We start from the raw sequence: 12,295 nt of genomic DNA, 5'->3' as shown, positions 1-12,295 counted from the left end.
TCGAGGGTATGCATCTTTACAGGCGATGCGTCGTGGACGAACTGCTGCTGGACTCCGTCGAATTCACCTTTTTCGCTATCGGGCTCGATCATGGCGAGGTGGAGCACCGCGCCATGTTCATCGGCACGCTTGCCCTGCCCGTAGTCGTGATCTTCAGATCCGATGGAAAAGGGGCGGCGCGGATTGCCTTCGACGTTCCTCGCCGCATCGCGCAAGCGAATCACTACACCAACCATGCCGACGTGGTGCGAGACGCGATTGGCCAGGCCGCGCGAGATGACCTGTTCGACCATCCGCCGGACGGGACCGTGTGCCTCGACGGCGCCGCGCCGCGCTGGGCCGGGAACCTGAAGCTTTCTCAGCGACAGATGGACGTCGAGCAATATGAACCCGTTCAAGGAGAACAGCGATGTCGAATGAATTGAAGCACTGCAAGGTAGCGATTCTCGCCGTTGACGGATTTGAGGAATCCGAATTGACGGGACCGTTGCGGGCATTGACCGAAGCGGGCGCCCAGGTCGATGTGATTTCGCAAAAGGGCTGCGAGATTCAGGGCTTTCGCCGCCTGGACAAGGGCAACCGCGTGAAGGTCGACCAGACGTTCGCGCAGGCGAAGGCCGACGACTACGACGGGGTCGTGCTGCCCGGCGGCGTGATCAACGGCGACGCGATCAGGATGATTCCCGAGGCGCGCGAGTTTGTGCGCGCCGCCAACGCCGCGCACAAACCCGTCGCGGCGATCTGCCATGGCGGATGGCTGGCGGTCTCGGCGGGAATCGTGAGCGGGCGCACCATGACGAGCTGGCCCTCGCTGCAGGACGACATACGCAACGCGGGCGGCACCTGGGTGGACCAGCGCGTGGTGCGCGACGGGCATTTCGTGACGAGCCGCAAGCCCGACGACCTGCCGGCGTTCAACGCGGAGCTGATCGCCTGCCTCGCGACGTCGGCTCCGCTCTAGCAGCCTTTAAGGCATTGGGAGGAATCGGGAAATGCACATTCGATACCGGAGCGAGCCGCCGCGGTTCGACGGCGCAAATCTGCTGATGCGCTTCGTGGCCGAGGTGGACGGCGCGCCGCTCGACTGCGCCATTACGGCCGAGGCGCTCGAAGACCATTTCGGTGCGGACTCGGCACGCGAGGAGCCGCTGCGCAATGCGTTCGCGCGGGGGCTGGCGCGCATCCACGCCGCGTGCACGGAAGCGATCGCACAGACCCACGGCGCCGTGGTGCTGCATAGCGGGTACTTTCGCGCGGAGGACGACTGAGCCAGGCGGCAATTGAAATCCAGGGAGGTTTGCCATGTCTTTGATCGTTGCGAGCCGCTTCACGACGTTCGATCACGCCGAAGCGGCCATCGACAAGCTCCATAACCACGGGTTCGTGGATGAGGACCTGTCGCTGTTCTACGTGAACCCCGGTGGCCAGCACGCCCGTTTTGCGGTGGGCGGCGACCGCTATGCCGATCCGCAGTCGCGTTGGACGTCGCTCGGCGCGGGTGCGGGCGCGGCCGGGGGTGCGATTCTCGGCCTTGTCTGCGCCCTGGTGTTTTCATGGCTCTTTCTGCGCTCGCTGCTCGTGCTGGCGGTGGCCGCCGGCGTGGGCGCCTATGTCGGCACCTTGCTTGGCGCGCTCTGGCAAACGCGCGGCGGCGGCCGCGGACGCCCGCCCGACATCGGGCACGATCCGGACGGCACGCCGAAGGCGCGCGAATCGGGTGTGCTCGTGGCGGTCCACGTGAGTCCGCAGACCCAGCAAAACGCGGCGCAGGTGCTGGAGCAAGCGGGCGGCATGGAGGTCGAGCGCGCGAACGGCCGCTGGCAGAACGGGCAATGGGCCGACTTCGACCCGACCCGGACGGTCGAGCCGATGCGGTTGTGAACCGGCCCGCGTCGCGCCATCGCGCGACGTCACGGCATCACGACATCACGACATCACGGCGTAGCGCTTCGCATCGGCGTGACGCAATGCCAGCCCGCAGCCGGGCCGCGCCAGATCGGGCGCGATCCGGCCGTCTTGCAGGCGCGGCGTGCCGTCGAACAGCATCGCTTCGATGCGCGCGTGATCGTGGAACCACTCGATGTGCTCCACGCGCTTCGCCGCGCAAGCCGCGTGCAGGTGCAGCGCCGGCGCGCAGTGCGCCGAGAGCGGGATGTGCCACGCGTCGCAGAGCGCATCGGCCTGGAGAAAGCCGGTGATGCCGCAGCAACGCGAAGCATCGGCCTGCAGCACGTCCACCGCGTGCGTTTCGAGCAGCGCGCGAAAGTCGTCGGCGGTGCAGGCATATTCGCCCGCGGCCAGCGCCATCGCGGGCGGCAGCGCCGCCCGCAGCGCCGCAAGGCCGCGCCGGTCGTCCGATGAAACGGGCTCCTCGAACCATTGCACGCCCTGCGCGTCGAAGGCGGCCGCCAGCCGTTGCGCTTGTTTGAGTGCATACGCACCGTTGGCGTCGACGAACAGCCCCGCATCGCCGATGGCGCGCCGCGCCGCTGCCACGCGCGCCGGATCGTCGCCGGGCTGCGAGCCGACCTTCATCTTCACCCACTGGCAGCCGTCCTGCTCGACCCAGCCGCGCAACTGCCGCGCGAGCGTGTCGAGGTCGTAGCTCGTGAATCCGCCGCTGCCGTACACGGGTACGCTCTCGCGCTGGGCGCCCAGCAGCGCGACGAGCGGCACGCCGAAGACCTTGGCCTTGAGGTCCCAGAGCGCGGCATCGACGGCCGAGATCGCGCGCGCCGCGTGGCCGGGCCGGCCGAGGTTGCGCACGGCACGCTGCATCTCGAGGTTGATGCGGCCGATGTCATGAAGGTCGTGCTGGCGAACGGCGTCGGCGAGCACGCCGGCGATCAGCGCCGTGGCGCTCGCATGCGCATAGGTGTAGCCGATGCCCGTTTGACCCAGCGCATCGGCGTGCACGACCACGAGCGTGGTGGCCCGCCAGGCAATGGTGCCGTCCGCCTCGGGGCGGTCGGTGGGAATCGTATAGGCCTGCACGCGCAGGTTCGAGACGGGCGAGCGCTTCATGGCGAAGGGACCTCGAGCAGGGAATCGAGCGTGATCGGCAATGCGCGCACGCGCTTGCCCGTGGCGTGATAAATCGCGTTCGCAATCGCCGCGGCCACGCCCACCACGCCGATCTCGCCCACGCCTTTCGCGCCGAGCGGGTTCACGACGTCGTCGTGCTCATCGACGAACAGCACGTCGATGTCGCCGATGTCGGCATTGACTGGCATGAGGTAGTCGGCCAGGTTGTGATTCATGACGCGGCCGAGTGCGTGATCGAACTGCGCCCGCTCGTGCAGCGCCATGCCGATGCCCCACACCACGCCGCCTGCCACCTGGTTCGCGGCGGTCGCGGCGTTGACGATGCGCCCGGCGGCCACCGCGCTCACCACGCGCTCGACGCGCACCTGGCCGAGCGATTCGTCCACGCGCACTTCGGCGAACACGGCCGAATGCGTCGCCAGCGAATAGCGCGAGCGCTGCGCATCGGGCTTGAGCGTGACTTGCTCCTCGAGCGTCTTCATGCCCGCGCGCTCGAGCAGGTCGGCAATGGCGATGCGCGCCGCGCTTTCGGCTTGCTGTGCGCCGTCCTGGGTATCGCCGTGGGTTTCACCGTGGGTGCCGCCGCGCAGGCGAACTTCGCCGCGCTCGATCGCGAGCGCCTCGCTCAGCGTATCGGCGTCGAGGTTCGCGAAGCCCACGCCGCCGTGCTCGACCAGCAACTGCGCGAGCCGTGCGCGCAGTTGCCGGCAGGCGACCCAGGCCGCGCTGCCCACCGACGCCACGGTCCACGATCCGCCTTCGATCGGCGCGTCCGGCAGCGAGGTGTCGCCGAGCGTGAAGCGCACGTCCTCAATCGGCATGTGCAGGGCGTCGGCGCCGATCTGCGAGATGGCGGTGTACGTGCCGGTGCCGATATCGGCCGTGGCGCTCGCGAGCGCGAGCACGCCGTCGGGGCGCAGCGTGGCGCGCACGCTGGCTTCGGTTTGCAGCGCCTCCCAGATGCCGGTGGCCATGCCATAGCCCACCAGCTCGTGGCCGTCGCGCATCGAGCGCGGCGCGGCCACGCGCGCGCCCCAGCCGAAGCGCTCCGCGCCCTGTGCGTAGCACTCGAGCAGCGCCTTGCTCGAAAACGGCCGCTGCTTCTGGGGATCGTCGACCGAATAATTGCGGATGCGCAGCTCGAGCGGGTCCATGCCGAGCGTCACGGCGAGCTCGTCCATCGCGCACTCGAGCGCGAACAGCCCTTGGGCGGCGCCGGGCGCGCGCATGTCGATGGGCGTGTAGACGTCGAGGCGCGCGAGCTTGTAGCCGAGCAGCACGTGATCGGCGCGATAGAGCTGGCCGGCCCAATTCACGACCACGTCCGTGAAATCCTCGAATTGCGAAGTTTCTCCCACGGCTTCGTGGATGATTGCTTCGAGCCGGCCGTCGCGGCGCGCGCCGAGCGCGACGTGCTGGACCGAAGCGGGCCGATGACCGAAAGTGAACATCTGCGCGCGCGTGAGCGAGACGCGCACCGGGCGGCGCAAGCTGCGCGCGGCCATCATGGCGAGCGGCAGATGATACTGCGGCCGCAGGCCGGAGCCGAACGCGCCGCCCACGAACGGCGAAATCACCCGCACGCGGTCTTGCGCCAGACCGAACACGTGCATCAAGTACCGCTGCGTGTTGCGCACGCCCTGAGTCTTTTCATAGACGGTGAAGCGGCCGTCCGCCGAGGGCACGACCGTGCAGCCGTGCGGCTCCATCGGTTGATGGAATTCCACCGGCGTGGAGTAGAACGCGTCGGTGCGCGCGTCGGCGTGCGCGAGCGCCTCGTAAGCGTCGCCGCGCGGCGCGGGCGGCGGTTCGAAGCCGCCTTTTTCCAGCGACGGCATGACGGCGTCCCGCAGCACGCTGCCGAGATCGGTTTGATGCGGCTCGCTGCGGTAACGCACGCGCACGAGCGACGCCGCATACTCGGCAAGCGCGTGCGTTTCGGCCACCACCAGCGCGACGGGCTGGCCCGCATAGCGGATGCGCGCGTCGCCGAGCGGCCGGAACGGCTTGCCGCCCGGCGCGATCTGGTCTTTCCAGGCAGCGTCGTCGACGGCCAGCGCCGGGCGGTTTTCGTGCGTCAGCACGAGCAGCACGCCGGGCAGGCCCTGCGCCGCGCAGGCGTCGATGGCGACGATCTCGCCGCGCGCGCACGGGGCGTTCACGACCACGCCGTGCACGAGTCCCGCAGCCGGAAATTCGGCCGCATAGCGCGCGGCGCCCGTGACTTTACTGCGGGCGTCCACGCGCGGCAGCGGCGCGCCGATGCGCGCCTGAGCGTGCGGCGCGCGGGCCGCCGCGGCGGGTGTTGCGACATGACGATCGGTGCTCATGCTGCGTCCTCCTCGGCGTTCTGCGCTGGCTGGCGCGCGAGCGCGCGCTCGAATGCGCGCACGATGGCACGGCGGGCGAGCTCGACTTTGAAGGCGTTGCCGGGGCGCGGGTCGGCGCGCGCCACGATGGCGTCGGCAAAGTGCGTGTGCGCATGGGCGTCGTCGGCTGCGTGGCCGATCAGCTGCGCTTCGGCTGCGCGGTCGCGCCACGGCTTGTGCGCGACGCCGCCGAGCGCGCAGCCGAGCGCACGTATCACGCCGTCCTCCACGTGCAGGCCCAATGCTACGGATACCAAAGCAAAGGCATACGACTGGCGATCGCGCACCTTCAGATACGTGCAGTGCCGAGCATAGCCTTGCGCCGGCAACTCGACGGCGGTAATGAGCGCCTCCTGGTCGAGAACGGTCTCGCGATGCGGCGTATCGCCGGGCAGGCAGTGCAGGGAATCGAACGGCAGCGTGTGCTCGCCCCGGCGTCCCGCGACGTGCACGCTCGCATCGAGCGCCGCGAGCGCGACGCACAGATCGGACGGATGCGTCGCGATGCAGTGCTCGCTCGCGCCAAGGATCGCGTGCATGCGGTTCACGCCGTCGAGCGCGGCGCAGCCGCTGCCGGGCGTGCGCTTGTTGCAGCGCGTGTCCGGATCGTAGAAGTACAGGCAGCGGGTGCGCTGGAGCAGATTGCCGCCGAGCGTCGCGGCATTGCGGATCTGCGCCGAAGCGCCCACGAGTATGGCCTGCGCGAGCATGGGGTAGCGCTCGCGCACGCGCGCGTCCCAGGCGAGCGCGCTGTTGCTCACCAGCGCGCCGATGCGCAGCCCGCCTTGCGGCGTCGGCTCGATGCCGCGCAGCGGCAGCCGCGTGATGTCGATGAGCGCGGCAGGCCGCATGACGTTTTCGCGCATCAAATCGACGAGATTGGTGCCGCCCGCGAGGAACTGGGCGTCGTCCAGGACGGCATGCAGGCGCACGGCCTCGGCCACGCTCGTCGCGCGCATCCACGAAAAGCGGTTCATGGCGCATCCTCCTCGCCGGCGGCATGGGCCTGCGCGCGGCGCACGGCGTCGACGGCGTTGGCGATGTTCACATACGCGCCGCAGCGGCACAGGTTGCCGCTCATTTGCTCGCGCACGTCGTCGCGGCAATGGGCGTGGCCCTCGGCGAGCAGGCCCACGGCGGAGCAGATCTGGCCCGGCGTGCAGTAGCCGCACTGGAACGCGTCGTGGTCGACGAAGGCCTGCTGCACCGGATGCAGCGTGTCGCCGTGCGCGAGGCCTTCCACCGTCGTGATGGCGGCGCCATCGTGGGCGGCCGCGAGCGCGAGACACGCATTGACGCGCACCCCATCCACGAGCACCGTGCAGGCGCCGCACTGGCCGTGGTCGCAACCTTTCTTGGTGCCGGTCAGCGCAAAGCGCTCGCGCAGCAGGTCCAGCAGGCTCGTCCACGGCTCCAGGGTCAAAGCGTGGCGCGTGCCGTTGATGGTGAGGACGACGCCAACCGCATCGGGGTCGGGAGCGGTTGGAACGTCGTGCAGGCGGGGGGGAGTGGCGGTGTGCATGGCTGACTCGTTCGGGCTCGGTTCAAATTCGGTTACGGGCTGGGGTTCAGCGGCCGTTACGGGCTGCGGTTACAGCGCGGTTGCAGCCCGCGGTTTGCAGCCCGCGGTTGCAGCGGCGTTGCAGCGGCGTTGCAGCGGTCCGGGAAATGACGCGGCGCGCGGCGTGGCGCCGCGCGCCGGTCCAGTGAGGTGAGCAATGAGCTTGCCCGGGCTTGCGCAACAGCGGTACACGGCTTGCGAGGCACACAGGTCCACTCACGAGGAGCATTCGATGCCACATCGCAAACCATCTCGCGGCCAGCCTGCGCCGGCCGACGCGAAGTCTTGGCAGCTCGACGCGTTTCGCTCGCGCGCCCAGGGCGAGGCGCTGCGCACGAACCAGGGCGTGAAGATTGCCGATAACCAGAACACCTTGCGCGCGGGCCCGCGCGGCCCCTCGCTGCTCGAAGACTTCATCATGCGCGAGAAGATCACGCACTTCGATCACGAGCGCATTCCCGAGCGCATCGTGCACGCGCGCGGTTCGGCGGCGCATGGCATCTTTCAGGTCTACGAATCGCAGGCCGAGCTTACGCGCGCCGCATTTCTCCAGGACCCGGCCAAAATCACCCCGGTCTACGTGCGCTTTTCGACGGTGCAAGGGCCGCGCGGCTCGGCGGACACCGTGCGCGACATTCGCGGTTTTGCCACCAAGTTCTACACGGAGGAAGGCAACTTCGACCTGGTGGGCAATAACGTGCCGGTCTTCTTCATTCAGGATGCGGTCAAGTTTCCCGACTTCGTGCACGCCGTGAAGCCCGAAGCGCCCGATGAAATGCCCACCGGCGCGACCGCGCACGACACCTTCTGGGACTTCGTCTCGCTCGTTCCGGAAAGCGCGCACACGGTCATCTGGGCGATGTCGGACCGCGCGATCCCACGCAGCCTGCGCACCATGGAGGGCTTCGGCGTGCACACCTTCAGGCTCGTCAACCAGGCGGGCAAGGCGCGCTTCATCAAATGGCACTGGCGTCCCGTGCTGGGGTCGTACTCGCTGGTCTGGGACGAGGCGCAGAAGATCGCCGGCAAGGACCCCGATTTTCATCGGCGCGATTTGTGGGAGGCGATCGAGCGCGGCGATCTCCCCGAGTTCGAGCTGGGCGTGCAGGTGATCGAAGAAGCGGACGAGCATGCCTTCGGCTTCGATCTGCTCGACCCCACCAAGCTCGTGCCCGAGGAGCAGGTGCCCGTGAAGCTCATCGGCAAGATGACGCTCAACCGCAATCCCGACAACTTTTTCGCCGAGACCGAGCAGGTGGCGTTCCATCCGGGCCATATCGTGCCGGGCATCGATTTCACGAACGACCCGCTGTTGCAGGGGCGTTTGTTCTCCTATACCGACACGCAGATCAGCCGTCTGGGCGGACCCAATTTTCACGAGCTTCCGATCAACCGGCCGGTCTGCCCGTTCCACAACAATCAGCGCGACGCCATGCACCGGCAGACGATCGCGGTCGGCCAGGCGTCGTATGAGCCCAATTCGGTGAGCGAGGGCTGGCCGAAAGAGACGCCTCCTGATGCCGGCGGCTTCGAAAGCTACCAGGAGCGCATGGAGGGCGCGAAAATCCGCGTGCGCAGCGACTCGTTCGCCGATCACTTCTCGCAGGCCACGATGTTCTACCGGAGCATGTCCGAGCCCGAGCAGGCGCATATCGTGGCCGCCTACGCGTTCGAGCTGGGCAAGGTGACGAAGCCGGAGATACGCGAGCGCACCGTCAACGAGATTCTCGCGAACATCGACGCCGATCTCGCCGCGCGCGTGGCGAACGCGCTCGGGATGGCCGCGCCCAAGGCCGGCAGCAAGCCTGGCAATAGCGAAGGCAGCAGCGAAGGCAGCAGCGAAGGCAGCAGCGAAGGCAGCAGCGAAGGCGGCAGCGAAGGCAACAGCGCAGGCAACAGCGCAGGCAACAGCGCACGCAACAGCGCACGCAACAGCGCGGGCAGGCCGCAGCCGCCTGCTTCGCCGGCGCTCAGCCTGCTCAACCGCGTGAAGCCCGGCATCGCGACGCGCAAGATCGCGTTGCTGAGCGCGCCGGGCGGCGACGGCGCGATGATCCGGCAGTTGCGCGAGGCGTTGTCGATGGCCGGCGCGCAGGCCTTGCTGGTGGCACCCACGTTCGAAGCGATCGACGGCCTCGTGCCCGACGCGACGATCGGGGGCATGCCCTCGGTGATGTTCGATGCGGTGTTCTTGCCCGGCGGCGAACAGGCCGCGCAGACGCTCGCGCAATCGGGCGACGCTCGCCACTTCGTGAGCGAGGCGTTCAAGCACCTGAAGGCGATTGGCGCGGCGGACGCGGGGCGGCTCGTGCTGAGCGCGGCGCAACTGCCCGATCCTGCCGATGGGGTGGCGCACGGCGACGCTGCCGACGTGGCCAATGTGCTGCGGGCGTTCATCGACGCGGCAGGCCAGCACCGCATCTGGTCGCGCGCGGCGCAGGCGGAGTCGGTGGCGGCGTGAGCGCGTGAGCGCGTGAGCGCGGGCGCGCCGCGGCGAGACGGCAACACCGTGCCAGGCCCGCTGCTTGCGCGACGACCATTGTTCGGACATCTATCGGGAGAAGCAGAAATGGCGACGACCACGGTCAGCGACTTCATCGTCGAGCGTCTGCACGAGTGGGGCGTGCGGCGCATCTTCGGCTATCCAGGCGACGGCATCAACGGCGTGTTCGGCGCGCTGCGGCGCGCCGGGGACAAGATCGGCTTCGTGCAGGCGCGCCACGAGGAAATGGCGGCGTTCATGGCGAGCGCGCACGCGAAATTCACGGGCGAGCTGGGCGTGTGCATCGCCACCTCCGGGCCGGGCGCGTCGCATCTGCTCACCGGGCTCTACGACGCGCGGCTCGACCACATGCCGGTGCTCGCCATCGTGGGCCAGCAGGCGCGCGCGGCGCTCGGCGCGCATTACCAGCAGGAGCTCGATCTGGTCTCGATGTTCAAGGACGTGGCCGGCGCCTACGTGCAGCAGGCGAGCGTGCCGGCACAGGTGCGCCACGTGGTGGACCGCGCGGTGCGCATCGCGCTGTCGCGCCGCACGGTCACGGCCATCGTGCTGCCCAACGACCTGCAGGAACTCGACTACGAGTCGCCCCCGCGCAAGCACGGCACCGCACACTCGGGCGTGGGCTACGCGGCGCCCGAGGTGGTGCCGCGCGAGGCGGACCTCGAGCGCGCGGCCGCGGTGCTCAACGCCGGGCACCGGGTGGCGATACTGGTGGGCGCGGGTGCGCTCGACGCCACCGACGAAGTGATCGCCGTGGCCGAGCGCCTGCATGCGGGCGTGGCCAAGGCGCTGCTCGGCAAGGCCGCGCTGCCCGACGACTTGCCGTGGGTCACGGGCTCGATCGGCCTGCTCGGCACCCGGCCCACCGACGAGATGATGTCGGCCTGCGACACGTTGCTGATGATCGGCTCGGGCTTTCCGTATTCCGAGTTCCTGCCGAAGGAAGGCGACGCGCGCGCCGTGCAGATCGACATCGACCCCGGCATGTTGAGCGTGCGCTACCCGATGGAAGTGAGTCTCGTGGGCGATAGCGCGGCCACGTTGCGCGCGCTGCTGCCGCGGCTCGAACAGAAGAACGCGCAGAGCTGGCGCGATCGCATCGTGCACGCGGTCGAGCGCTGGCAGCGCGTGCTCGACGAACGCGCGCTGGCAAAAACGGGCGGCCGGGTCAACCCGCAGCGCGTGGTGACCGAGCTATCGCAGCGCTTGCCCGATGGCGCGATCGTCACGAGCGACTCCGGCTCGTGCGCGAACTGGTACGCGCGCGACCTCAAGATCCGCCGCGGCATGATGTGCTCGCTCTCGGGCGGCCTGGCGTCGATGGGCGCGGCCGTGCCGTATGCGATCGCCGCCAAGCTTGCCCATCCGCAGCGGCCCGTGATCGCGCTGGTGGGCGACGGCGCGATGCAGATGAACAATATGGCGGAGCTCATCACCGTGTCGAAGTACTGGCACGAGTGGGCCGATCCGCGCTGGATCTGCGCGGTGTTCAACAACGAGGACCTGAACCAGGTCACGTGGGAGCAGCGCGTCATGATGGGGGATCCCAAATTCGAGGCTTCGCAGGACATCCCGAACGTGCCTTATCACCGCTTTGCGGAGTTGGTGGGGCTCACGGGCATCTACGTCGACGATCCCGCCCGCCTGGGCGAGGCGTGGGAGCAGGCGCTGTCCGCGCAGCGTCCCGTGGTGATCGAAGTGAAGACCGATCCGGAGGTGCCGCCGCTGCCGCCGCACGTGACGATGGAGCAGGCGCGCCACTTCGCGCGCGCGCTGATGGAGGGCGACCCCGCCGAGGGCAGCGTGATCGCGAATACCGCGCGGCAAGTGGTGGCTTCGGTGATGCCGGGGAAGAAGCACTGAGTGCACTGAGTTCATCGAGGGCACCGGGCGCGCAAGCCGTCATGTGCCCCATTTCAGGCATTACGCGTAATTGCTTCATGTGCCGGGGCGCATCCGTGGCGGGAAAAACGCGGTGAAGAAAGCGCGGCGAAGAAAGCGCAGTGAACAAAGCGCAGTGAACAAAGCGCAGTGAACAAAGCGCAGTGAACAAAGCGCAGTGAACAAAGCGCTCCCCATCAACGCTCGATGGACCACGACGATTCATCGTGCATGCGCGCGACGAGTTCCGAGAGCGCGTTTTCGACGGCCTCGTCGTTGGGGCTGGCTTGCCAGCGCACTTCAAATGACGCGTTGAGGCGTCCGTGCGGGACACCTTCGCCCGCTTCGCGCGCCACGCCCAGCGGCACCACGAGACAGCGGCGGCCGCGCAGCGTTTCTTCGAGCCGTTGGCGCGGATCGTCGCCGGCATCGTGGCCTAGCGTGACGTGAGCGCGGCGCCCGCGCGGCAAGCGGCGCTCCACCCGCTGGAGGGTCTGCAGAACGATCATGCCGAGCACGGTGCCCGCCAGCGCGAGCACGTACTGGCCGCCGCCCGCGCACAAACCGATCATCGTGACGTACCACATCGTGGCCGCCGTGGTGACGCCTTGCACGAGGCCGTCCTTGTGCAGAATCGAGCCCGCACCGATGAAGCCCACCCCGGAAAGAATTCCGAGCGGCAGCCGCATCAGGTCGAGCACGACGAAGGAGTCGTGGGCTTTGCCGTGCTGGAGCAGGAGCACGTTCACCTGAAGCATCGCGAGACAGGCCGCGATGCATACGAGCAAGGTCGTGCGCAGGCCGGCGGCGTTGCCGGACTCGCCGCGATTCCATCCGATCAGCGCGCCCGCGACGACGGCGACGGCAATCCGGCCGGCGAAATCGGGCCAGGTGAGCACCATCGGCATGGGATTCATCGATGCATCTCCGGGTAGG

The 12,295-nt window shown here is 68.6% G+C and carries 11 protein-coding genes; 6 read left to right on the top strand and 5 right to left on the bottom strand.

The genetic code is table 11. From position 1 onward, the window contains the following. Positions 1 to 32: 32 nt before the first annotated feature. The 4 genes from P5W99_RS23535 to P5W99_RS23520 are packed head-to-tail and all read left to right on the top strand — an operon-like array spanning position 33 to position 1,881. The gene (locus P5W99_RS23535; RefSeq protein ID WP_421025787.1) at positions 33 to 425 is read left to right on the top strand and encodes a hypothetical protein; all 393 of its coding nucleotides are present in this window, start codon (positions 33 to 35) and stop codon (positions 423 to 425) included. Continuing rightward, positions 410 to 961, top strand: coding sequence for a type 1 glutamine amidotransferase domain-containing protein (locus tag P5W99_RS23530; protein ID WP_434663233.1), 552 nt, complete (start codon positions 410 to 412; stop codon positions 959 to 961). Before P5W99_RS23535 ends, P5W99_RS23530 begins: the two co-directional genes overlap by 16 nt. Before the next feature lie 31 nt (positions 962 to 992). Next, entirely contained in the window at positions 993 to 1,268 is a 276-nt protein-coding gene (locus tag P5W99_RS23525) for a DUF1488 domain-containing protein (protein WP_421025785.1), read from the top strand. A gap of 34 nt (positions 1,269 to 1,302) precedes the next feature. Next, a complete protein-coding gene (locus P5W99_RS23520; protein ID WP_434663229.1) occupies positions 1,303 to 1,881 on the top strand; it encodes a hypothetical protein in 579 nt (192 codons plus the stop codon). A gap of 45 nt (positions 1,882 to 1,926) precedes the next feature. On the opposite strand, the gene P5W99_RS23515 is transcribed toward P5W99_RS23520, so the two are convergent. From P5W99_RS23515 to P5W99_RS23500, 4 genes are read right to left on the bottom strand one after another with little or no spacing between them, the layout of a single operon-like run. Continuing rightward, on the bottom strand, positions 1,927 to 3,024 hold the full coding sequence (locus P5W99_RS23515) for an enolase C-terminal domain-like protein (RefSeq protein ID WP_421025783.1): 1,098 nt from the start codon (positions 3,022 to 3,024) through the stop codon (positions 1,927 to 1,929). After that, positions 3,021 to 5,375 (bottom strand): xanthine dehydrogenase family protein molybdopterin-binding subunit, encoded by a 2,355-nt coding sequence (locus P5W99_RS23510; RefSeq protein WP_434663225.1) that lies wholly within the window; start codon positions 5,373 to 5,375, stop codon positions 3,021 to 3,023. Before P5W99_RS23510 ends, P5W99_RS23515 begins: the two co-directional genes overlap by 4 nt. Continuing rightward, on the bottom strand, positions 5,372 to 6,391 hold the full coding sequence (locus tag P5W99_RS23505) for an FAD binding domain-containing protein (protein ID WP_434663223.1): 1,020 nt from the start codon (positions 6,389 to 6,391) through the stop codon (positions 5,372 to 5,374). The genes P5W99_RS23510 and P5W99_RS23505 overlap by 4 nt, the downstream gene beginning before the upstream one ends. Continuing rightward, positions 6,388 to 6,936, bottom strand: coding sequence for a (2Fe-2S)-binding protein (locus P5W99_RS23500; RefSeq protein ID WP_434663220.1), 549 nt, complete (start codon positions 6,934 to 6,936; stop codon positions 6,388 to 6,390). Before P5W99_RS23500 ends, P5W99_RS23505 begins: the two co-directional genes overlap by 4 nt. 271 nt (positions 6,937 to 7,207) lie before the next feature. Here P5W99_RS23500 and P5W99_RS23495 point away from each other — a divergent pair, with 271 nt between their 5' ends. Both P5W99_RS23495 and P5W99_RS23490 read left to right on the top strand, forming a co-directional pair. Then, complete coding sequence (locus P5W99_RS23495) at positions 7,208 to 9,436, top strand: catalase (RefSeq protein ID WP_434663217.1); 2,229 nt, start codon at positions 7,208 to 7,210, stop codon at positions 9,434 to 9,436. A 108-nt stretch (positions 9,437 to 9,544) separates the two neighbouring features. Further along, positions 9,545 to 11,341, top strand: coding sequence for a thiamine pyrophosphate-requiring protein (locus tag P5W99_RS23490; RefSeq protein WP_421025778.1), 1,797 nt, complete (start codon positions 9,545 to 9,547; stop codon positions 11,339 to 11,341). A gap of 215 nt (positions 11,342 to 11,556) precedes the next feature. Here P5W99_RS23490 and P5W99_RS23485 read toward each other — a convergent pair whose 3' ends face one another. Further along, positions 11,557 to 12,276, bottom strand: coding sequence for an MgtC/SapB family protein (locus P5W99_RS23485; RefSeq protein WP_421025777.1), 720 nt, complete (start codon positions 12,274 to 12,276; stop codon positions 11,557 to 11,559). Positions 12,277 to 12,295: the final 19 nt, after the last annotated feature.

The sequence above is a fragment of the Paraburkholderia sp. A3BS-1L genome, from assembly GCF_051125215.1.
Lineage (GTDB): Bacteria > Pseudomonadota > Gammaproteobacteria > Burkholderiales > Burkholderiaceae > Paraburkholderia.
This window is presented reverse-complemented; position numbering and strand designations above follow the sequence as displayed.

Bases quoted from the DNA above. Each gene is read 5' to 3' on its own strand.
- P5W99_RS23530 (WP_434663233.1), top strand. From the start codon at position 410: ATGTCGAATGAATTGAAGCACTGCAAGGTAGCGATTCTCGCCGTTGAC.
- P5W99_RS23520 (WP_434663229.1), top strand. From the start codon at position 1,303: ATGTCTTTGATCGTTGCGAGCCGCTTCACGACGTTCGATCACGCCGAA.
- P5W99_RS23515 (WP_421025783.1), bottom strand. From the start codon at position 3,024: ATGAAGCGCTCGCCCGTCTCGAACCTGCGCGTGCAGGCCTATACGATT.
- P5W99_RS23500 (WP_434663220.1), bottom strand. From the start codon at position 6,936: ATGCACACCGCCACTCCCCCCCGCCTGCACGACGTTCCAACCGCTCCC.
- P5W99_RS23485 (WP_421025777.1), bottom strand. From the start codon at position 12,276: ATGAATCCCATGCCGATGGTGCTCACCTGGCCCGATTTCGCCGGCCGG.
- P5W99_RS23505 (WP_434663223.1), bottom strand. From the start codon at position 6,391: ATGAACCGCTTTTCGTGGATGCGCGCGACGAGCGTGGCCGAGGCCGTG.
- P5W99_RS23495 (WP_434663217.1), top strand. From the start codon at position 7,208: ATGCCACATCGCAAACCATCTCGCGGCCAGCCTGCGCCGGCCGACGCG.
- P5W99_RS23525 (WP_421025785.1), top strand. From the start codon at position 993: ATGCACATTCGATACCGGAGCGAGCCGCCGCGGTTCGACGGCGCAAAT.
- P5W99_RS23490 (WP_421025778.1), top strand. From the start codon at position 9,545: ATGGCGACGACCACGGTCAGCGACTTCATCGTCGAGCGTCTGCACGAG.
- P5W99_RS23510 (WP_434663225.1), bottom strand. From the start codon at position 5,375: ATGAGCACCGATCGTCATGTCGCAACACCCGCCGCGGCGGCCCGCGCG.